Source organism: Paenibacillus borealis (assembly GCF_000758665.1).
Lineage (GTDB): Bacteria > Bacillota > Bacilli > Paenibacillales > Paenibacillaceae > Paenibacillus_AQ > Paenibacillus_AQ borealis.
The window spans coordinates 6,725,193-6,746,988 of sequence record NZ_CP009285.1 but is presented as its reverse complement, the minus strand read 5'-3'; the positions used below and the strand labels follow the sequence as shown (position 1 = coordinate 6,746,988).

The window sequence follows — 21,796 nt, the reverse complement described above, 5'->3', positions numbered from 1 at the left end:
GAAAGGCGAGAATGGAAATTCTTTAGAACACTACACCTTATTCTTATCAAAGCTTAGCCGGGGGAATGGTGTCATCAGCCCATACTACTGCATATGATGCCTAGGAGAAACAACAGATGGAAGGAGGAGACTGCTTGTGAAGAGTTCCAAAAGAAATCAGCATCGCAGTTCAAAAAAGCCGCTCTATTATGTAGATGATCCCAATAAGACTGAACTTAGCATGTTGAAAAGCAGTCCCAAAATACAAGAAGTGAAAGAATCTGCCGCCGTAGAAGCGGTGGATACAGTGGACCGGACGCTGCAGGTCAGCGGGGTAGAGGTCCTGGAAGTGCCAGAGCAGATCCAGCAGCAGACTTTGCTTGATCAGGAGGCTGTGCACGAAACGGTAGTGGAAGAGCAACAGGAAGAGGAACAGCAGTATGAAGACGGGGATTTTTTGATTGAGCCGGAAGTCATTGTACCGGTGGAAAAAGAGCGCCTGCAGCCCGTATATACCGATGATCTGTCCGATGCAGCAGTTACAGGTGCCAAGATTGCTCCGCGCACGATTGACGGGTCCAAGCTGAAGTTCGGCATCATTGGTACGCCATGGCTGCAGGACTATGCAGTGCAGAACATCAACATTGCAGACAAAGCGGTCACTTCCTCTAAGATCGCCCCGGAATCTATTGCCGGCGAGCATCTGGCGGAAGGCAGTGTCAGCGGAGGGAAGCTGCTGGATCATTCCATTGGCGGAGAAAAGCTGAAGAACGGCAGCATTGGTCCTGAGAAGCTGGCGGACCGGATTATTGGCGGAGGGCAGATTGCCGACGGAGCGATCAGCAGCCGGCATCTCAGTGAGTTCATCATCACGGCGGAGCTGCTGGATGACGGTGCGGTGACCGGCGAGAAAATTCTCAGCAGCAGTATTGTCAGCCGCCATATCGGCAACGGCAGCATTGACCGCTCGAAATTGGCAGATGAAGCCATATCCGGTGACAAAATCGCCGATGGAGAGATCAGCGGCGTCAAGCTGGGCGACGCGGTGATTGAAGGCCGCCACGTAGGGGAAGGCGTCATTACATCGAAGCATCTGGCTCCTGGCGCAATTGGACGGGAACAGCTCGCCACCCGGCTGATCGGGAAAGAGCAGCTTCAGGCGGGCATCATTGACGGCGGGCATCTCGCGGACGCAGCAGTTGGATCAAGGCAGATCAAGGAGAAGGCTGTCCGCAGCCAGCACTTAAGCCCGGAGAGCGTAAATGCGGAGCATATTGCTGACGGGGAAATTGGCAGCCGGCATCTGGCGGACCGCAGTATTTCATTCGTGAAGCTGGCAGAGGGTGCAGTGGGTACAACACAGCTGATCGAGCAGGCGGTAACTTCTTCTAAGATTGCGGACCAGAGCATCCTGCCGCATAAGCTGGCTGATGAAGCGGTAACTACACGCCATATCGCCAAATCCGCAGTACGCGGACCGCAGATTGCCCTGCAGGCCATCACCTCGGCTCATTTGCAGCGCGAAGCCGTAGACAATTCCCACCTGGCAATGGAATCCGTCGGATCTGCCCAGCTCCAGCAGCATTCGGTTCTTGCAGGACATTTGGCTCCCGGAGCGGTAACGGAAGAGCAGCTGGCGTATGACTCCGTTACGGGAGAACATCTTAGTCCCCAGAGTGTCAGCTCAACCAAGCTGGCTGACGGGAGTGTCATTTCCGCCAAGCTGGCCACCGGTGCGGTTGGGGGAAATGCCCTGGCCAGAGAAGCGGTCAGCGGAGAACATATCGCCATCTGTGCCGTCGAAGAGAAGCATCTGGCTGACGGCAGCATCAGCAGCCGTGCCCTGCAGGAAGAATCGGTCGATGCTGAACATCTTGCACCGGGGGCTGTAGAACGCCGGCATCTCGGGGATAACAGTGTAACGTCAGCCGCGCTGCAGTCCGGTTCCGTATCGGGAGATAAGCTGGCTTCCGGCGCAGTGAAGGAGGCGCATCTTGCTGCTAGTATTGTACAGCCGCATCACTTGGCTGACCATGCTGTAACTTCATTGAAATTATCGCCGGAGAGTGTCTCGACAGACAAACTTGGCGATTTGTCCGTCACCTCCATCAAGCTGGCTGACGGCAGTGTGAGTGCCTCCAAGCTTGCGGCATTAGCTGTGCAGAGTGAACACATATCAGCAGGTGCGGTCGGACCGGATTCCATCAGCGATACATCGGTACAGGGCAGACATCTTGCGCCGGGGAGTGTGGGCGGCGCGCATATCCGTCCTATGTCAATCGGTAACGGACATATCATTCCTAGCTCTGTATCCTCCATCCAGATTCAGGATGGCAGCATCGGTGCCGCCAAGCTGGCGGAGGGTGCTGTAGCCTCCCGCCATCTCGCAGCCGGAAGTGTAGCGGGCAGCCACTTGGCTGAATCCTCGGTAGAAGGACAGCATATAGCCGAAGGCAGCATCAGCCTGACTCATCTGGCGGCAGAAGTCCGCAGCGGCGAGCTTCTGCCGGACGGCAGCATCAGCGGGGAGAAGCTGGCCCCGGGGGCTGTGGAATCCGTCCATCTGGCTCCGGACAGTGTGCAGACTATTCATTTGACGCCGGAAGCCGTAGAGGGGCAGCATATCCGTGCAGGTGAGATCACGCTGGCGCATCTGGCGCAAGAAGCGCGCAGTGCAGATCTTCTGCCGGATGGCAGCATCGTAGGAAGCAAGCTGGGAGCAGGCGCTGTAGGTGCCTTCCATCTGGCGGCAGGCAGTGTGTATGGCGGCCATCTGGCTGCGGGTGCAGTAGACAGCCGGCATATCCGTCCCGGCAGCATTCAACTGGCACATCTGTCCCAGGATACACTGACCTCAGATCTTCTGCCGGATGGCAGTATTAGCAGCGAGAAGCTGGCCGCAGGTGCGGTAAGTTCGCTGAATCTGCAGCAAGAGAGCATCTATGGCGAGCATCTGGTTGACGGCATATTGCAGGAACGGCATTTGCATTCCGGCCTGATCAAGCTTGAGCATCTGGCCGATGAAACCCGGAGCGCGGAGCTGCTGCCTGACGGCAGTATTGGCGGAAGTAAGCTGGCGGCAGGTGCGGTGGGCTCGTTCCATCTGGCTGCGGGCAGCATCTATGGCGGTCATCTGGCTCCAGATGCAGTGGACAGCCGCCATATCCGCACCGGCAGCATCCAGCTCGCACATCTCGCTTCCGAGACGCTGAGCTCTGAACTGCTGCCGGATGGCAGTATTGACGGAAGCAAGCTGGCCACAGGAGCTGTAGATTCACAGCATCTGCAACTGGAGAGCATCCATGGAGAGCATCTTGCGGATGAATCGCTTGAAGAGCGGCATTTAGGATATGGCATCATTAAGCTGGAGCATCTGGCAGATGAAGTCCGCAGCGCGGAGCTGCTGCCGGACGGCAGTATTGACGAGAGCAAGCTGGCGGCAGAGGCGGTGGGGCCGCAGCATCTGAAGCCGCAGAGCGTCCACGGAGAGCATGTCGCGGATAGGTCGCTGAGGGGGCAGCATCTGGCCTCCGGCAGCATCCAGCTGGAACATCTGGCGCAGGAAGTCCGCAGCGCTGAGCTGCTGCCTGACGGCAGCATCAGAGGAAGCAAGCTGGCGCCAGGCGCAGTGGGCTCTGTTCATCTGGCTTCCGGCAGCGTCTATGGCGGTCATCTGGCGCCGGAAGCAGTCGACAGCTGCCATCTGCGCGCAGGCAGCATCCAGCGTGAGCATCTGGCTGAAGATACGCTGACTTCAGAGCTGCTGGCAGATGGCAGTATCGGAGGCAATAAGCTGGCGGAAGGTGCAGTAGGTTCCTCTCATCTGGCTCCGGGCAGCGTATTCGGAGGCCACTTGGCCCCGGGTGCGGTAGACGGCAGCCATATCCGCTCCGGCAGCATCAGTCTGGACCATCTGGCAGAGGATACGCTGACTTCCGAGCTGCTGCCGGACGGCAGCATCACCGGAAGCAAGCTGGCGGAAGGTGCAGTAGGTGCCCAGCATCTGCAGGAGCAGAGCATTCAGAGCGAACATCTGACAGACGGCGCGCTGGAAGAGCGTCATTTGAGCAGCGGTATTGTGACGAAGCTGGAGTATCTTGCAGCGGAGATGCGCAATGCAGGACAGCTGGCAGACGGCAGCATCACCGGAAGCAAGCTGGCAGAGGGTGCAGTAGGTGCTCAGCATCTGCAGGAGCGGAGCATCCAGAGCGGACATCTGACAGACGGTGCGCTGGAAGAGCGTCATTTGAGCAGCGGTATTGTGACGAAGCTGGAGCATCTTGCAGCGGAAACGCGCAATGCAGGACAGCTGGCAGACGGCAGCATCACCGGAAGCAAGCTGGCAGAAGGTGCAGTAGGTGCTCAGCATCTGCAGGAGCGGAGCATCCAGAGCGGACATCTGACAGACGGTGCGCTGGAAGAGCGTCATTTGAGCAGCGGTATCGTGACGAAGCTGGAGCATCTCGCAGCGGAAACGCGCAATGCAGGACAGCTGGCAGACGGCAGCATCACCGGAAGCAAGCTGGCGGCCGGTGCAGTAGGTTCCTATAATCTGGCTCCGGGCAGCGTATTCGGGGGCCATTTGGCCCTGGGCGCGGTAGACGGCCGCCATATCCGCCCCGGCAGCATCAGTCTCGGCCATCTGGCTGAGGATACACTGAACTCCGAGCTGCTGGCAGACGGCAGCATTACCGGAAGCAAGCTGGCGGCAAGCGCAGTAGGTTCTCCGCATCTGGCAGACGGCGTGCTGGAAGAGCGTCATTTGAGCAGCGGCATTGTGAAGAGGCTGGAGCATCTTGCGGCGGAAACGCGCAGTGCGGGGCAGCTGGCAGACGGCAGCATTACCGGAAGCAAGCTGGCGGCAGGCGCAGTAGGTGCTCAGCATCTGCAAGAGCAGAGCATCCAAGGCGTGCATCTGGCAGACGGAGCACTGGAAGAGCGTCATTTGAGTAGCGGTATTGTGACGAAGCTTGAGCAGCTCACGGCGGAAACGCGTAATGCAGGGCAGCTGACGGACGGTAGCGTTACTGGTGAGAAGCTTGCTCCGGGCAGTATCGGGACCAACCATCTGACTGAAGGTGCGGTAGGGAATGCAGAGCTTCAGGACGAAGCGGTGGATGGCTCCAAAATCACTTCATTTGCTATTCAATCCCGTCATCTGGAAGAAGACAGTGTGCAGAGCTATCATATTGCTCAAGGTGTGGTGACCGGAGATCATCTGGCGCCCGGATCAGTGAATGCCGAGCATCTGTCGTTCAGTCCGGTACAGAGTGCCGGGAACCGGGAGGTCCTGCAGCAGTTCGGGATGACGGCCTTCATGTTTAATGGAGACGCACAGAGTGTTGAGGTAACTGTATCTTTTGATGAAAGCTTCGGCCATACCGGCTATGTGCTTGTCGCCATGACCAACCAGCCGTATTTCCACGCTTCGCTGAAGAACAGATCTGGCGGGGACGCGACGATTGAAGTAGTGCGCCTGCGCGAAACTCCTCATTTCTATGGAGTGCTGTCCTGGATCGCCCTCGGTTCGCCTTTGGTGAAGCCGGCTGCAGATCATCGTGTGTTTGATTAGAGCAGGAAGATAAACAAATACTAGAGCGCAGCCGGAGGCTGCGCTCTTTATGTTGATAAGTACAGCGAAATCCGGGTTCACCGGGACTGCGGCAGCGGAAGGGCATTTGTCCAAATTTCTGCTCGGAGGGAGACACTTGCCGTTACCCGGGACAGCGGATTACATAGACTGTGATGTAACCCTCAGCCCGGAGACCATGCCCTGCAAGGAAGGTGGATGAGCTTGAAGCACACACGTACATCTGCCCGCCGCACGGGGCGGCGGGCTTTGCAACCCAAACGGCGGATTTCCCGGCCGGCGTGCCCTGCCGTGCCGCTCCCTGCGGCCAATCACCCCACTCCCTATGTGTCGGTGATCATTCCGGCTATGAATGAAGCCGGAACCATTGGCAGGGTGATTGCCAGAGCCAGGGAAGTCCATCCCCGCTGTGAGGTTATTGTTGTGGTTAACGGTTCTGCCGACAATACGGCAAAGATTGCATTGTCACTGGGAGCACATGTCATTCACTTCGAGCAGCCGCTCGGTCATGATGTGGGCCGCAGTGTTGGAGCAGAGGCGGCCAAGGGAGAGGTCCTGCTTTTCATTGACGGGGATTTTGTGCTTACCGCTTCGCAGCTGCGGCCTTTTGTGGCCGCAGTCAGCCAGGGTACAGATGTGGCCCTAAATGATTACTCCGGTCCGGTCCGTCATGAATTCCCGCATCCGGTAGTGCTCTCCAAGCATGTGCTCAATATTATGCTTGGCCGTCCGGATCTGAAGGGCTGTTCACTGACGGCGGTACCTCATGCACTCAGCCGAAGGGCTCTTGTGACGCTGGGGAGCGGCCTGTTGTCGAGGCCGCCTCTGGCACACGCGCAGGCAGTGCTTGAGGGCCTGCATGTGAAGGCTGTGCATAAGGTGGCGGTCGGCAGGCTGAATGCCGTACGGCCCAAGCAGGCGGGGACAGATCCCTTGCGTGAGGTTATCCTCGCGGATCATCTGGATGCGGCAGGTCTGGTCCTCCAGCGCAGAGGCGAAAGAGCAGGCTTCATTGACGGCAACCGGCGAAGGGAGATGGTGAGATGACAGCAGCACCGGATCCTTCACCCGGACAACGGCAGGAGGTTCACGTATCTTCGCTTCCTGCGGCCCGCCGCGCGGGAACGGCGGGCCGAGGCAGAGCTTCAGCCCGGCGTTCCCGGTCCGCCAGCCCGGCCGCCCGGAGCAAGGCAGCCAAACCAGCTGCCCCCGCTGCCGCTGCGCTGCGCCGGAGCACCACCGGCAAAGCAGCGGTTGTCCGGAGGCCGGCTGCCGGCAAGGCGGGTTCCCGCCGTACCGCAGCGGGGGCTTCATCCGCTGGTGATGCCGGCTACCGCCGGGCAGGGCAGCCGCTGCCCCCTCTAAGCGGTTCATTGTCCGTGATTATCTCGGCAAGGAATGAGGAGCAGACCTTATTGAAGCTGCTTGATCAGGTCAACCGCCTCCAGCCGCTGGAGATTATCGTCGTGCTTAACGGCTGCAGTGACCGCAGCTTCCAACGCACCCGGATGTGTTCCCGGGCGACCATCGTGCATGTTCCGGAATCTGCCGGGCATGATGTGGGACGATCGCTTGGCGCTAAGCTCAGCCGGGGAGATATTCTGCTATTCCTGGACGGGGATATGGTGATTCCCGTTCGGCAAATGTCTCTTTTTGCGGAGGCGGTGGATGGCGGTGTTGATGTAGCCTTGAATGATCTTGATCATCTGCTGCCCCCATTTGCCCTCAGTGATGCGGTTACCCGCTGCAAGATGTATCTGAATGCGGTGCTTGGACGGAATGATCTGGGCGTCAGCTCGATGACAGCCGTTCCCCATGCCTTGTCGCGGAAGGCGCTGGAGCGGATTGGCTACCGTGAACTGATGGTTCCGCCCAAAGCGCATGCGCTCTCGATTATGGGACAGCTGCGGGTGGAGAAGGCAGGTACGGTGAATGTGATCAAGCATAACCGGCTGCGCCAGGGCAATACGGGGGCCGGGAATGCCATGGAACAGCTGATTGCCGGAGATCATGCCGAAGCGCTGGCTCAGGTTCTTGCAGAGCGGCAGGCAAGCGGGCGGTTGCCTGAAGGCCATCTGCAGGAACAACGCCGGCAGATGGCGGCGTGGAGGAATGCCCTATGACACTGACCAGCATTATTATTCCAACGTATAACAGACTCGGCCTGCTGCGTTCCTGTGTCGAGTCGATCAGAGCTTATACGGATTCACCCTATGAAATTATTGTAGTCGACAATGCTTCAAGTGACGGAACGGATGACTACTGCCGCGCGAATAAGCTGACCTTCATTTCCCTTCCGGAGAACCGCGGCTTTCCGCTGGCCTGCAATCTGGGGCTGCAGCTGGCTGCGGGAGATGAGCTTTTGCTGCTGAACAATGATGTCATTGTGTCGCAGGGCTGGCTGGCCAATCTGAAGAGCGCCTTGTCCAGCGCCCCGGATATCGGAATGGTCGGTCCGGTGACCAATTATGCCAGCGGACGGCAGCAGGTGGAGACGGGTTATACAGATATTCCGGGTTATCATGCTGAAGCCCGCTTGGCGAATGTTCCGGATGCGGCGAAACGGCTGGAGACCACAAGGCTTGTAGGGCTGTGCCTGTTATTCAAAAGAGAGCTGATGGACAACATCGGCCTGCTGGATGAACGGTATTCACCAGGCCATTACGAGGATGATGATTACTGCTACCGCGCCAGGCTTAGGGGATACCGGCTGCTGATTGCCGGAGATTGTCTGGTGCATCATGAAGGCAGCGCCAGCTTCAAGGAAGTCTTTTCTTCCTCACTTCAGGAGCTGGTGGAGCGGAACCGCAGACTATTTATGGAGAAATGGCATGTAGATCCCGCACAATTCATCTGAGGGGCCAGGCCAATGGCTAAAGACATAGATAAAGAGGAGGAAAGTAAGTGAAAGGAGTCATACTGGCGGGCGGAACAGGAACAAGGCTTTACCCGTTGACCCGGCTTATGAACAAACATTTGCTTCCGGTCGGCAATTATCCTATGGTGTGCTACGGCATTGACCGGCTGCGCCAGGGGGGATAACCGATATTCTCCTGGTCATCAGCAAACAGTCCGCAGGACAGTACACCGACTTTCTGGGCAGCGGCGCGGAATTCGGTGTATCCCTGACTTACAAAATCCAGGAAGCTGCAGGAGGCATCGCGGAAGCGCTCGAGCTGGCGGAAGGATTTATTCAGCCGGGGGAACGGTTTGTCGTGCTGCTTGGTGACAATCTTTTTATGGATGATCTGAAGCCTTATGTGGAGAGTTATCTGCAGCAGCCGCAGGGATCGGCGAAAGTGCTCTTGAAGCCGGTTGATGATGCGCGGAGATACGGGGTACCGGTGTTTGACAGCGGGGATTCTTCCCTGATTGCATATATTGAAGAGAAGCCGGAGCATCCGAAGACAAAATTCTGTGTTACAGGCATTTATATGTATGACGAAGCGGTATTCGATATTATCCGCCGCGTATCCCCTTCCAAGAGAGGGGAGCTGGAAATTACCGACGTAAACAATATTTATGCCGCAGAGCGCAAGCTTAGTTATGATGTGCTTAAGGGATGGTGGAGCGACGCGGGAACATTCCAGTCCTTGCGCGAAGCCGGAGAAAAGCTGAGAGATACGCTGCCCTGAGGGGCAGCGTTTTTTATAGATAAGTATTTATGTGTTTTGGGGTCCCCGCAAAGTACCTGTATCATCAGCGAAGCTAAAGCCCCACTTTGTGGGGTTATTTTAGATGTACCTGTAAGCTCCGGCTGATTCATCCCTGGGGATTCTGTGCTCTCCGTCAGGTGCTTGCCGGCCGGGCGATTCTCCACCAGAGCAGGTCTTCGGTCTCCCGGTACAGCTCCGCATCCAGATGCTGCAGGACACGGTGCGAGGCGGTATTATCCTTCTCGGTATCCGCGATGACCCAGCGTGCATCCGGGTGTTTGAAGATCCAGGCCGTAATTTGGCGCGCCGCCTCTGTAGCGTAGCCATGCCCCCAGTACCTCTCATCGATGACATAACCAAGGATGACCTCGCCTTGTTCATTCGGCCCGCCTTTGAGGATCAGGAAGCCGATAATCCGCTGCTCCTCCTGCTGAATAATGGCCCAATTGGTCAGCCACGGATAGTTCTGCTCATCCTGGAGAACCTTGGCGCGCCTCACCTGCATGGCATAACGCATCTCTTCGTCGTCAAGCAGGGTTTGCGCTGCGGTCACCTTCAAGCCCAGCGACTGCTCCAGCTCCGCGTAATTCTCCAACGCTAACGCCAGCTCGGCTGCGGTCAGGGGCCGCAGCTCCAGGCGGTTGTCTGCAAGTTTCATAGATTACCTCCAGTTCATGTCGATACATAGATCCGGACCCATATAATAAAGATCCAATTTCAGCCAAGCATAGTCTGCTGTTCAGCAGCTTGTCAATATCCTCCAGCCGGTAACTCTTTTCAGAGCCCTGTCATTATCCGCTCCACTTCCCCCTCCCAGTTCCCCTTATCTAGAAGCAGTTGGATTTTCTCCACTTAATAATCCCATTGCGCCTTTTGTATCTATCCTAAGTGGAAAAAAGGCATTTATTTCTTCCTGAATTCACTTTCATGCCTAATCGCTGTAAAAATAGTTGTTCTTTTTCCACTTGTTGCTCTGGTTCCCGGTCATTCGGATAAATTAGGTGACGTTTTTCCACTTAACAGCCATAGCACTTAGCAGTCTTATCTACGCAGCCCTCCACAACTTGAGGAGCTTCTCCGGCACCGTCACGGCTGATGCCGCATATGCTGTAGCAGGGCGTTTGAGCAAAGGAGACATGAAGGTGCAGAGTAAAATAACAAAAGTCCTGCAGCACATGGCCCATACGCACGAACAGATGGCTCGGATTCTCGACGCCGAACGCCACGTGGCCGTCCGTATGTCGCAAATAGTTCACGATCTGCCGGATGCGGACCCTGATTTTGGCGGATTCAGTGGGCTGGTAGAAAGCTCAGGTCAGGTTAACAAGAACATTATTGCTTACTTGAATGCACTTGCCGATCTCGAAGAAGCAATGGCAGAGGGAGTAGGCAGGGTAATCAAGGAATTAAACGGTCAGGAAGAAGAGTAACGCGTAACCTGCGCAAGGAGGCGGAAGATGAGCAGAGAAAAGGCTTATCTGCAAATGCTGGAGTCGACCGCTGTAATCCAGTGGAACATCGCGATGATTCTCGAGGCCAAAGCGGTGGAAGCGGAAAAAGTGAAGCAGTGGACCCATCATCATATCCACGCTAGAGCATTCGACTCCCATGAAGACCAGCTGAAGGAATCACTCTCCATTCACGAAGTGATCGTAGAGATGGTGGAGGGGCTGACGAAGCTGGAGAACGGGCTGTACAGTAATCTGAAGGCAGTGCTGGGCAGCGGTGAAGATGAGGGCGGCGGCGACTTCGGCGGAGACGGCGGGGATGGATTCAGCTTCGGAGACGATAGCAAATGAGCGGCGGGCTTCTCTCCGAACATGCCGTCAAGCTGGAGATGATCCGCTCGATCGCCCGCAGTCAAGCCGCGCTCGCAGCAATCCTCGAGAGCATTGCCGAAGTTACGGGGCAATCGGAGCTGACAGCCCGCAAGCTGAGCGACAATATCAGGATTCTGAGTGGGTACCAGAGTTCGATGTGCCGGATGATATCCGGTATTTCACTGCATGAGCCCAAACAGGGAGTTCCTGCTGCGCCATGGCTGAGCAAAGAATGCTCAGATGGTACCGCTGCTAGAAGTAAATGAAGTACAGGAGGAGTAGACAGATGAAGAGAAAGAGACTTGGCAAGCTGCGCTCAGGCAGCAAGGGCCGCAGACGTACACTGCTGTTGTCACGGAAGACCAGGGTGCGCAGAAGCCTTGGACGCAAAACGCGCAGGGGGCTGATCCGCAAGACAGGCAAGAGAGGGCTGCTGCTGCGCAAGAAAAAAAGACTCCGCCGCCGGCTTTCCCGCAGGGTGCATGTAATTCAGCCGCCGGTACATGTTGTGCCGGTAGTCGAAGCGCCGCCGGTGCCGCAGGTAGTACCGCTCCCCCCGGATCTGGGCGTCCCTCCGGAACTGCCGCCGGGAGACGCCTTTCAGCAGGGCTACACCGAAGCATACAACGTGGGGTTCGACGCAGGTTTCGCCAAGGGCTTCGAGGACGGGCATAAGCTGGAGCTGGGCTGACAGAGCCTTAGCCGTGGCCTAGATGGGCAGCTATAGAGGTTGGCAGGGTCTCCCGCCGCCTCTATAGCCTATGGAAGACACTGGAATCAGCGGACTATCGGAATTTCCGCCCGGATATGATAGACTTCTTAACAGAATCTTTACCGGGTTCAAATGCCGATAGGAAAGCGGGGAATATACATGATTGGAAATGAGATACGGAGAGCACAGAGCGATGAGATCGGGGAGATTATGAATCTGATTTCCAAATGTGTACAAGTTATGCAGGCAGGCGGAAGCGATCAATGGGACGATAGCTATCCGAACCGCGAAGTCATTACCGCGGATATTGATGCAGGCACATTATTTATCTGTCTGGACAACGAAGCTATTGCCGGTATTATTGTGCTGGATGAGAATCAGGCGGAGCAATATGGGGAGATTGAATGGTTACAGCAGCAGGGGACGCATCTGATCATGCACCGGCTCGCGGTTCATCCGGAGTTCCAAGGTAAAGGGATCGCCCGGCAGCTGATTGCTTTCGCTGAAGAGCATGCCCGTCACAGCGGGTATAGCAGTATTCGGATGGATACTTATGCGAAGAATGAACGGGTACTCAAAATTTATCCCTCGCTTGGTTATGTGCAGAGAGGCGAGATTTATTTTCCCGGCCGGGTAGCGGCTTTTCCTGTATTTGAGAAGGTACTGACGGAGGTTCCTGAGTAGTTTGTGTGATGTTACATTACATATTCAGGTCTAATAATAGCGAATACATTATTTTAATCTGCTAAAAATAGTTTTGTGTTAATTATTATAACTTGTGTTGACAGGAAAGTTGTCTTTACTTTATGATGGGATTATTCAGAATCAAATGAATAGTCCTTTTCGTATATCCTTAATAATTGGTTTAAGGGTCTCTACCGGGAACCGTAAATTTCTGGCTACGAAAATATGCTGAGGCATATTTTTGTGGCCTTTTTGTGTTAGTCATCAGCTGGACATCAACAAGACTAGGGGGAACGGACAATGGCGGACATCCTGATCAAGCATGCGGAGATCATTACAATGAATAAGCAAGAGGAAATTATATACGGGGATATCCGCATCAAGGACAATCTGATTGTGGAGATCGGCAGCGGGCTTGAGGTGCAGGGGGATGAGACGGTACTTGATGCCAAGAACCGCACGGTAATTCCCGGTTTCGTGCAAACCCATATTCATCTGTGCCAGACACTGTTCCGCGGCAAAGGCGATGATCTGGAGCTGATGGACTGGCTGCGCAAGCGGATTTGGCCGCTGGAGGCGGCACATGATGAGGAGTCGCTGTATTATTCCGCTATGCTTGGCATTGGGGAGTTAATTACAAGCGGCACAACGACTATAGTGGATATGGAGACGGTGAATCACACGGACTTTGCTTTCCAGGCGATTGCGAAAAGCGGCATCCGGGCACTGTCCGGCAAGGTGATGATGGATCAGAAGAATGCGGATGCCCCGGCGGCGCTGCAGGAGGATACGGCAGCTTCCCTTCAGGAGAGTGTGGATCTGCTGGAGAAGTGGAATGGATATGGCAACGGGCGGATTCAATATGCGTTTTCCCCGCGTTTTGTTATTTCCTGCACGGAGCCGCTGCTGAAAGAGGTGCGTAATCTCTCGGCGCATTACGGGGTCAAGGTGCATACCCATGCCTCCGAGAATCTGGGGGAGATCGAGATTGTGCAGGCGATGACCGGTATGCGTAACGTGGTGTATCTGGATCATCTGGGGCTGGCGAATGAGCGCCTCATTCTGGCCCACTGCGTCTGGCTCGATGATGAGGAGAAGCGGATTCTGCGGGACCGCGGAGTGCATGTCAGCCACTGCCCGGGCTCTAACCTGAAGCTGGCCTCAGGTATCGCCGATACGCCGGGAATGCTGCATGATCATATTCATCTCAGCCTTGGGGCGGATGGCGCTCCGTGCAACAATAACCTGGATATGTTCAATGAAATGCGTCTGGCGGCGGTGATCCAGAAGCCGCAGCATGGTCCAACAACGATGGATGCCAGAAGTGTGTTCCGGATGGCGACGATCGGCGGAGCCAAGGCGGTGGGCATGGAAGACCAAATCGGGAGCATTGAGGTTGGCAAAAAAGCCGATCTGGCGATCCTCAACCTGTACAATTTCCATACCTTCCCTTCCTATGATGTGGATCCGATATCGCGGATTGTCTATTCCGCCACCCGTGCGGATGTGGAAACGACCATTGTGGACGGAGAAATTCTGATGCATAAGGGCCTGCTGAAGACCGTCGATAAAGAAACCGTGCTCCATGAAGCTAACCGTTCGATCAAAAGACTGCTGGTGAACACTCCGCTGGGCTAATGGCTCTATTTCTGAATCACGCTCAGGATCATCACACAAATCGCTCTTAACAGCTAACTAACCGGTGATCCGGGAACACAACGGCTGGAAGTCGCAATATTCACCGCAATTGGGATCGGTGCGAACAGTGGGCAAGCCTCTCGTTCAAGCTATATACTATGCAGGGGACTCCGGTCCTCTGTTTTTTTTTTTTTTTTTTTTTTTTTTTTTTGATGTTAAATACACGCTGTATCGGCGGAAATGTTGTACTTTTTGCAACTTGAATCGCAAGATGCCATGGTGTTCGTGAGGCTTGTTGTACAAATTACAACAATTGTCCCGCATCCCGCTTGCAGGAGGAGAAATGCTGCTTTTTGTACAACAATTTCGAAATTGAACCGAAATAACCAGGGAAATGTTGTATTCTGTGCAGGATTTTTAAATTAAAAAATTTACGCAACAACGTCGGCTGCCCGGGAAGTCCGCTTTTTCACTGAGGAGCAGGCTGGATGATGGAATGAGTTAAATTTTTATTGGAAAAAGTGAACCATTCCTCCATATATGAGGTCAAATATAGTGAGGTGAACCCATTGGAACTGGATGGACTGGAGCAGGCGGAGGCTATTAGTGAAGAGCAACTGCGGCAGATAATGAAGCTTTATGGAGAAGATGTCTGGAATTATATTTATTTTCTGACCAAAAGCAGTGATCAGGCGGATGAGCTCGCGCAGGAGGTGTTCATCAAATGCTATTACCGGATCGGTACCTACCGGGGGATTTCATCGCTCAAAACCTGGCTGTTCACGATTGCCCGCAATACGGTGTTCTCTTACCGGAAGTCACGGTTTTTCCGCTCGGGTCTGTGGGGCGGGGTGCAGCCTTTACCCGCTGCGGCCCAGAAGCGGCAGGATGCAGCGGGACTGGCAGCCGTTGCCCGTTCGGCGGAGATGGAATACCTCGGCAACCGGCAGGTGGATGAGATCTGGGGCCTGATTATGAGCCTTCCAGATAAGCTTCGTGAGGTGCTGGTGCTTGATCTCAAGGCAGAGCTGTCGGTCCGGGAAATCTCTGAGCTGATCGGGATATCCCCTGGCACCGTCAAATCAAGGCTGCACCGCGCACGTTATAAAATCCAGGATAAACTAAGGAGGATGGAGTAATGGATAAGCGTGAACGGGAGCCGCAGTGGTATGAGCTGGCCCGTAAAGGCCCGTTTCCGGAAATGAAATTTACGGAAGAAGCTGCAGGCAGAGTAACCCGGCAGATTGGAACGGATGGTTCCTTACTGAACCAGGTGCTGCCTTCCGGCCGGCGGCGCAGGGTAATCCGCGTGCGGATCCTCTCTTCAGCGGTCGTCCTCCTACTGTTGTTCGGAGCCGGGGCGCTGGTTCTGGGAGGTGATGGGGTTGGGCGGTCCGGCGGCTTTAATCCGTTGCAGGTAAGCAGCGCCGGAATCATCGATCCGCCGGTTACGGGCCAGGCTGATCTTACGAATGAAGGGCTTAAGGCGGCCGCCGAACAGGTAATGCTTGAGCAGCTGGGGAAGAAGCTTCCCTTTGTGAACCTGGAGCCGCTCGTGGAGGAAGGAGAAACTCTGGCCGATTTTAAAGATGGGGATAGTTTTGCTAAAATCTGGCTCCAAACAGAGACCGGCAAGGTAGTGCGGACGTACATGGACACCTTTTTTACTCCTGAAGAAGTCGACTCCAAGTTCATTGATGAAGCGATGGATCAGCTGCGGAAAGCTGGTTACAAGGGAGAATTCACAGTTACTGCGCTTCACCATTCCGTCCACTACGGGACAAACGCTGATGAACAGGGCATACAGACCGATGACGGTCTCATAGCGGAGGAAGGGCAGATTGATTACGAGAACGGCGCCTACCGCAGCTCGACCTTCAAAATGGGCGAGAATGAGGTCGGTGCGGAAGTGAAGCAGGCGGGTCTTAAAGCAATTAAGCTGCTAAGGGAAAAGGGCACCGATCATCTCTATTCCATCAAGCGCACCGTTGCGCAGAAATGGGATGCACTCGTTTTGACGTATGGAGAGAGTGAATATGGGGCTACTACAGTGCTTATGGACTACGCTGCACAAGACATACTGCAAGTGTTCGATATTTTACTTTACGATGAGAAGTCATTCAGCTCCGCCGATCCAAACACGAATCTGCTGGATATGGATAAGGCCAAGCTCCGGCGCTCTGCTGCTGCCATCGCTGATGAAATGTTCGGCATCCGGCTGGAGGAGTATACAATCGTCAAGGAGATGTCGGGCATAGGATCGATTGCTTTTAAAAGTCCGGACGGAGCAACAATCATTACCGGCTCGTATAATCTGGACGGTACTTTTTACATGATCCAGCAGACGCCTGCCACTGCCGAATAATCTATCATTTTCATAGGAGTTGAACAGGACGCATGCCCCTAAGGGCGGCGTCTTTTTACATTTAAGTAGAAGCTCCGGTTTTGATAACTATTTCAAGTATTGCTATACTAGAGAAATCTGAACTTTTACAGAAAAATGGAATAGAATTTACACAGATTTTCAATAAAGAGAGTAAGAGGGGATAATATTATTATGAACGACAAGAACAATGCGCCAGTGCAGGCTCATTTCTATATCGTTATTGGACTGATCTGGCTGAAGCTGCTGCTGCTGCGCGGTTTGTTTTTTGACCGGATTGCCTGGGAATGGATTGCTGCGGATATCGCACCGGTGCTGCTGCTGATGGGCGTGCTGGCTATTGTTACGCCTAAGCGGATGAAGAAAGCTGTCTTCTGGAGCTTCAATGGTCTATTGTCGCTGCTGTTCTTCGCGGCTAGTGTGTACTTCAACCACTTCGGCTCAGTGCCGACCTATCTGGCGCTCTATGAGCTGAATCAGGTGCTTCAGGTGAAGGAGAGTGTGGAATCTACGATTGAGCTGATCGATTATCTGTTTTTTGCCGATCTGGCCGTTATGATAATCTATTTGCTGTTCCGCAAATGGAAGAATGGTGCTGCGCTGCGGCCAAGCAGTCAGCCTTCGCACCGGGCACGGAGGGTCTATCTGGTGGCACTGCTGGTAGCTATTATCGGAGGCGGCTCGCTGTCGGTCTATTCCATTGATTCGGCCCGAGGAATAACCAATGAGCTGGTTCAGGCGGAAAGCGCCGGCTTTCTGAACTATGAGGTGGTGGCGGCGATCAAAGCCCAGGAGGATAACGGTCTCATCGGCACCGGGGATATCAATGAAACGATTGCCAAGGTGGAGGCGCTGGAAGCTGCTTATCCATACAAGGATATCGCAGGGGGACTGCCGGAATATTTTGGATCGCAAAAGGGTAAAAATGTAATTGTAATCCAAATGGAAGCATTTCAGAATTTCCCGCTGCATCAGTCGCTGGATGGCCAGGAGCTGACACCGGTGTTGAACGGCTTGGCCGGAGAGGGCTTTTATTTCCCGCATGTCTTCCAGCAGGTCGGTCCGGGCAATACTTCGGATGCGGAATTCATGAGCAATACTTCGGTTTATCCGATTGCAACGCTTGCGATGTCAACGGGCTTCGGAGACCGGGAACTGCCGGGTCTGCCGCGTCTGCTGCGGGATAAAGGGTATGAAGCTTACACTTTCCACGTGAACAAGGTTGGCTTCTGGAACCGCAACGAGCTGTACCCGGCGCTTGGCTTCAACGGCTATTATGACAAAGGCTACTTCAAGAATGATCATTTCAACGCCTTCGGGGCATCCGATGAGCAGCTGTATGCTACAGCGGTAGAGAAGCTGGCGGCATTGCAGAAGAAGGGGACACCATTCTATGCCCAGCTCGTAACAGCCTCCAGCCATCATCCGTTCCAGATTCCGGACAGCTTCAAGAAGATTAAGGTTCCGGATAAATTGCAGGGGACGATGCTGGGCGATTATCTGACAGCAGTGAATTATACGGATTATGCCGTCGGCACTTTGATCGATGGACTGAAGCAGCAGGGCATGTGGGAGAATACCGTGCTCGTGCTGTACGGCGATCATTTCGGCCTGCAGCCGAAGGATGTCCCGGCAGAGCAGGTGGAAGAAGCGCTTGGAACCCCGTATGACGACCGGATCAGCCGGTTTAATATTCCGTTAATTATTCATGTACCCGGCATGGAGCAGGGACAGGTCGTGGAGCGGACCGGCGGACAGCTGGATGTGCTCCCTACGGTGGCTAACCTGCTGGGGGTAGCGCTGAAGGATGAAGGCTTTACCGCTTTTGGGCATGATCTGCTCAATATTGACAATAATGTGGTCGGGATGCGGTATTATTTGCCGACAGGCTCCTTCTTTAATGATGAAGTGATGTTCGTGCCCGGTAAAGGCTTCGCGGACGGAGAGGCCATCTCCCTGGATACGTATGAGCCGGTTGCGGATTTCAGTAAATATCAGACCGATTACGACTATATCCTGAAGCTGATGGGTTTGTCCGATGAATACGTGAAGCTGCTTCCGCAGCGTTAGGAGGAGAGACAGGGATTTGAAAAAGCTGAATAAAGCAGAGATTATTGTGGCCCTTGCGGGCTGCGTCCTGATCCTCTATCTCCTATTCTTGAAACCCTTCACCGGCGTTGCCGACAACGGGGATTTCAAGCGCATGATGGAGACGGTCGGACTGAATTACTATGACAGCACAGAAAGCTATGCGGACCGCTTTTTCAGCTATAGCCATAGCCGGTTTTCCTATGAAAATCTGTTCAAGGGCTTCTATCCTTCCTCACAAATTCTCGTTGTGCTGGTGCCGCGACTGCTTGCCGGGCTGGTGCATGGAAGTTACTTTGATATCCGGCTGGTTGCGTGCGTCTACGCTATGCTGCTGCTGTGGGCGACATGGCTGATCGTGAAGCTCGGGGCCAGAGGCTCCTATATTACGGGGCTGCTGCTGGGTGCGGGACTGCTGTTTGTCTTCTATGATATCGGTTATCTGGCTTATTTCAATTCGCTGTTCGGTGAGCCGGTATCGATGGTGTTCATGCTGCTAACCTTCGCGCTCGGACTCCGGCTGGCAGGATCAGAGCGGCCGGCGGCGGGCGGGCTGAAGCTGTTCTTTATTGCCGTGCTGTTTCTGGTCTGCTCCAAAATCCAGAATGCACCCGTCGGCCTGGCGTTTGCCCTGATCTTCCTGCGTTTGCGGACCTTGAATGGAACAGGCAACTGGCGCAGGCTGGCACTCCGGTTCGCGGTGGCAACGGCGCTCGTGTCCGTGGCTTTGTACGTGGCTGCACCGAAGGAATTGAAGCATATCAATCTCTATCAGACCGTATTCTTCGGAATTCTGAACGGGTCGCCGGATGTGCGCGGTGATCTGCGTGATCTGGGTCTGCCGGAGAAGCTGGAGGTTCTGGCGGGTACGAATTATTTCCAGGCCGGTACGGCCATTAAGCAGGATGATCCTTCGCTTACAGCAGATTTCTATAATCTCGTATCTCACAAAGACGTGCTCTTCTTCTACCTGGGACATCCCTCACGTCTGGTAGAGAATATGAAATATGCAGCTAAGAACAGCATGTCCATCCGTCCCTATTATCTCGGAAGCTATGAGAAGAGCATGGGGAAGCCCGAAAGGGCAATCGACTATACCTATAGTACATGGAGCCAGTTCAAGAATAACCATCTGCCGCATACGCTCGGGTTTCTGGCTCTATTCTATCTGGTGTATTATGTGATTGTTCTGGCTCACTATTTCCGCAGCCGGGGGCAGCAGGCGCGGATTGCCGGTGAACTGATGATGCTGCTGGGACTGATCGGGTTATTCTCATTCCTTGTTCCGGTACTGGGCGACGGCCGGGCGGATATCGGCAAGCATCTCTTTCTGTTCAATGTCTGTTTCGATATGATGGCCGTAGCGATGTTTGGCTGGGCTGTGCATAAACTCGTTATGCTTTTGAAACCTGTTTTCGCTGCAAACCGCTAATTGACCCGTTACGGATTATAGAATACAATGTGTTTGGAACTTTAGTAAAAGAGTGGAAAATGGCTTAAAACAGCCTCATCCTACAAGGGGGCCGCTATGGGTAATGATGAATACAAGGACAAGATTGAACAGGCAAGGCAGGAACTGAACAAACTAGCCCTGGAACACGGGATGCAGGATGTAAGGGTGCTTCGCCAATCGGTGAAGCTGGATGCGCTCCTAAATGAGTACAGTGATTGCAATACAGAGAAGGACGACCAGCTTTATTAGAGAATCAAAGAGCAGCTTTGTAAATTCAAAAGACACTTTAACGGCAGTGTGCCGCTAAAGTGTCTTTTTTAATTGTATAGGAAACTATGATATTTGTTTGTTGTGGATCAATTTTTTTGGAATTTGGAGCAGGTCGGTTCGTCTGAAGGACGAAGTGGTTCTGGTACCAGCAATCCCACAGCATCCCCGGAAGTCGGAGGCGTGGAAACAAAGGGATAAATCCCTCTGATTCCGCTGAAAGTGGACGATATGAGGAAATTAAAAGGATAAATCCCTCTGCTGATTCCAGCGGATGCAGGCCCAAGGCAGGAATGAGGGGCAGAAGTGCCCCTGAATCCGCCAAAAGTGGGCGGGAAGCAGGAATGAGGAGCAAAAGTGCCCCTGAATCCGCCAAAAGTGGGCGGGAAGCGGAAATGAGGGGCAGAAGTGCCCCTGAATCCGCCAAAAGTGGGCGGGAAGCGGGAATGAGGGGCAGAAGTGCCCCTGATTTTACCGGCGGCTGCCCCAAACAAAACTAGTCAGAATAGAGCAATGTGAGAGGGTCTTAAAATCTACATCAGCTGCATAGGCTGCATAGCTCCAGCTTGATTCACCCGTTTGGGTGATTTTGTTCTGTTATGTGTCGGGTGGATAATCATCACCCAGCAGCTCACGGAGCATCTTCTCCCGGTCGGTCATGAAGGCTCGAGTAACCGTATAGTGATCCGTGTCTTCAAGAGCCACTGGTGTGATGTGCTCTCCCTCCAGCAGGAAGATATCCGCACCCGGGTAAGACATCAGAATCGGTGAGTGGGTGGCGATGATGAACTGGGAGTTCTGCTCTGCCAGCTCATGCATGCGCACCAGCAGCGACATCTGCCGCAGCGGGGACAGAGCCGCTTCCGGCTCGTCCAGAATATAGATGCCCTGCCCTCCGAAGCGGTGGACGAAAGTTGAGAAAAAGGATTCTCCATGAGACTGCTCATGCAGAGAATTACCGCCGTAGGAGTCTTTGATAAAACGTTCCGAGCCCGCCACGGGCTCCTCGTCCAGCTCATCGATATAAGTAGCCACATTGTAGTAGCTCTCCGCACGCAGGAAGAAGCCGTCCTTCGGCCGCTTGACCCCTTTGGCAATCCTCAGGTATTCATAGAGACTCGAATGCGAGGCGCGGGTATTGAACGAGAAGTTCAGCGTCCCGCCTTCCGGATTAAATCCCCAGGCAGCAGCGATGCCCTCCAGTACAGTCGATTTCCCGGTTCCGTTCTCCCCTACAAGAAATGTGACCTGCTTCTGAAAAGCAATCCGCTCCAAAGCCTGCACCACCGGCAGATTAAACGGATAGGTATCAAATGAAGGCACCTGTTCACGCAGCAGGTCTACATGGCGGAGATAGAGCATCGGGCCATATATCGAATTCATTTCTAAATTCCTCCTCTTGACCAAGGTATACGGAATGGTTGTAATTCCTATTTTAAATGGATTCCGGGGTCCCCGCAAAGTACTTGAATAGGCTTCGGAGTTTTGGCGTCACTTTGTGGGGCTATTCCGGGGCTTTTTGTGGA

At 54.2% G+C, this 21,796-nt stretch carries 18 protein-coding genes, 1 pseudogene and 1 riboswitch; of the genes and pseudogenes, 17 read left to right on the top strand and 2 right to left on the bottom strand.

Annotated features, from left to right (window positions below; translation table 11 throughout):
- The first annotated feature begins 136 nt into the window (after positions 1-136).
- The 6 genes and pseudogenes from PBOR_RS35760 to PBOR_RS35115 all read left to right on the top strand — a co-directional run bounded on the left by PBOR_RS35760 (position 137) and on the right by PBOR_RS35115 (position 9,204).
- Entirely contained in the window at positions 137-5,551 is a 5,415-nt protein-coding gene (locus tag PBOR_RS35760; RefSeq protein WP_052429678.1) for a WIAG-tail domain, read from the top strand.
- A 49-nt stretch (positions 5,552-5,600) separates the two neighbouring features.
- Positions 5,601-5,771, top strand: a complete 171-nt coding sequence (locus PBOR_RS37220; RefSeq protein WP_157764158.1) for a hypothetical protein — start codon at positions 5,601-5,603, stop codon at positions 5,769-5,771.
- Complete coding sequence (locus PBOR_RS28530; protein ID WP_042217220.1) at positions 5,768-6,616, top strand: glycosyltransferase family 2 protein; 849 nt, start codon at positions 5,768-5,770, stop codon at positions 6,614-6,616. Before PBOR_RS37220 ends, PBOR_RS28530 begins: the two co-directional genes overlap by 4 nt.
- A complete protein-coding gene (locus tag PBOR_RS28525; RefSeq protein WP_081972227.1) occupies positions 6,613-7,692 on the top strand; it encodes a glycosyltransferase family 2 protein in 1,080 nt (359 codons plus the stop codon). The genes PBOR_RS28530 and PBOR_RS28525 overlap by 4 nt, the downstream gene beginning before the upstream one ends.
- Positions 7,689-8,426: a glycosyltransferase family 2 protein gene (locus PBOR_RS28520; protein ID WP_042217219.1), complete on the top strand. Its 738-nt coding sequence runs from the start codon at positions 7,689-7,691 to the stop codon at positions 8,424-8,426. Before PBOR_RS28525 ends, PBOR_RS28520 begins: the two co-directional genes overlap by 4 nt.
- 47 nt (positions 8,427-8,473) lie before the next feature.
- Positions 8,474-9,204 (top strand): annotated as a pseudogene (locus PBOR_RS35115) (sugar phosphate nucleotidyltransferase).
- Between the two features lie 154 nt (positions 9,205-9,358).
- Here PBOR_RS35115 and PBOR_RS28510 read toward each other — a convergent pair.
- Positions 9,359-9,883: a GNAT family N-acetyltransferase gene (locus PBOR_RS28510; protein WP_042217218.1), complete on the bottom strand. Its 525-nt coding sequence runs from the start codon at positions 9,881-9,883 to the stop codon at positions 9,359-9,361.
- Between the two features lie 478 nt (positions 9,884-10,361).
- Between PBOR_RS28510 and PBOR_RS28505 the strand changes: the two genes are divergently transcribed.
- The 11 genes from PBOR_RS28505 to PBOR_RS36470 all read left to right on the top strand — a co-directional run bounded on the left by PBOR_RS28505 (position 10,362) and on the right by PBOR_RS36470 (position 20,252).
- Positions 10,362-10,655 carry a nucleoside-diphosphate sugar epimerase gene (locus PBOR_RS28505; RefSeq protein WP_081751236.1) on the top strand — a complete coding sequence of 98 codons (294 nt, stop codon included), beginning with the start codon at positions 10,362-10,364 and terminating at the stop codon, positions 10,653-10,655.
- Positions 10,656-10,682: 27 nt separating this feature from the next.
- Entirely contained in the window at positions 10,683-11,024 is a 342-nt protein-coding gene (locus PBOR_RS28500; protein ID WP_039306867.1) for an alpha-helical endospore appendage domain-containing protein, read from the top strand.
- Complete coding sequence (locus PBOR_RS28495) at positions 11,021-11,311, top strand: hypothetical protein (protein WP_042217217.1); 291 nt, start codon at positions 11,021-11,023, stop codon at positions 11,309-11,311. The genes PBOR_RS28500 and PBOR_RS28495 overlap by 4 nt, the downstream gene beginning before the upstream one ends.
- Positions 11,312-11,331: 20 nt before the next feature.
- The gene (locus tag PBOR_RS28490; protein ID WP_052429677.1) at positions 11,332-11,736 is read left to right on the top strand and encodes a hypothetical protein; all 405 of its coding nucleotides are present in this window, start codon (positions 11,332-11,334) and stop codon (positions 11,734-11,736) included.
- A 180-nt stretch (positions 11,737-11,916) separates the two neighbouring features.
- Positions 11,917-12,441: a GNAT family N-acetyltransferase gene (locus PBOR_RS28485; RefSeq protein ID WP_042217216.1), complete on the top strand. Its 525-nt coding sequence runs from the start codon at positions 11,917-11,919 to the stop codon at positions 12,439-12,441.
- Positions 12,442-12,580: 139 nt separating this feature from the next.
- Positions 12,581-12,679: riboswitch (purine riboswitch) on the top strand.
- A 62-nt stretch (positions 12,680-12,741) separates the two neighbouring features.
- Positions 12,742-14,079, top strand: coding sequence for a 5'-deoxyadenosine deaminase (locus tag PBOR_RS28480; RefSeq protein WP_042217215.1), 1,338 nt, complete (start codon positions 12,742-12,744; stop codon positions 14,077-14,079).
- A gap of 521 nt (positions 14,080-14,600) precedes the next feature.
- Positions 14,601-15,218, top strand: a complete 618-nt coding sequence (locus tag PBOR_RS28475; RefSeq protein ID WP_342671131.1) for an RNA polymerase sigma factor — start codon at positions 14,601-14,603, stop codon at positions 15,216-15,218.
- A complete protein-coding gene (locus PBOR_RS28470; protein ID WP_042217214.1) occupies positions 15,218-16,444 on the top strand; it encodes a hypothetical protein in 1,227 nt (408 codons plus the stop codon). Before PBOR_RS28475 ends, PBOR_RS28470 begins: the two co-directional genes overlap by 1 nt.
- A gap of 192 nt (positions 16,445-16,636) precedes the next feature.
- Positions 16,637-18,532, top strand: a complete 1,896-nt coding sequence (locus tag PBOR_RS28465) for an LTA synthase family protein (protein WP_042217213.1) — start codon at positions 16,637-16,639, stop codon at positions 18,530-18,532.
- Between the two features lie 16 nt (positions 18,533-18,548).
- A complete protein-coding gene (gene wsfD, locus PBOR_RS28460) occupies positions 18,549-19,982 on the top strand; it encodes a glycan biosynthesis hexose transferase WsfD (protein WP_052429676.1) in 1,434 nt (477 codons plus the stop codon).
- 96 nt (positions 19,983-20,078) lie between these two features.
- The gene (locus PBOR_RS36470) at positions 20,079-20,252 is read left to right on the top strand and encodes an aspartyl-phosphate phosphatase Spo0E family protein (RefSeq protein WP_081972226.1); all 174 of its coding nucleotides are present in this window, start codon (positions 20,079-20,081) and stop codon (positions 20,250-20,252) included.
- 615 nt (positions 20,253-20,867) lie between these two features.
- On the opposite strand, the gene PBOR_RS28455 is transcribed toward PBOR_RS36470, so the two are convergent.
- Positions 20,868-21,653 (bottom strand): AAA family ATPase, encoded by a 786-nt coding sequence (locus PBOR_RS28455; protein ID WP_042217212.1) that lies wholly within the window; start codon positions 21,651-21,653, stop codon positions 20,868-20,870.
- Positions 21,654-21,796 lie beyond the last annotated feature (143 nt).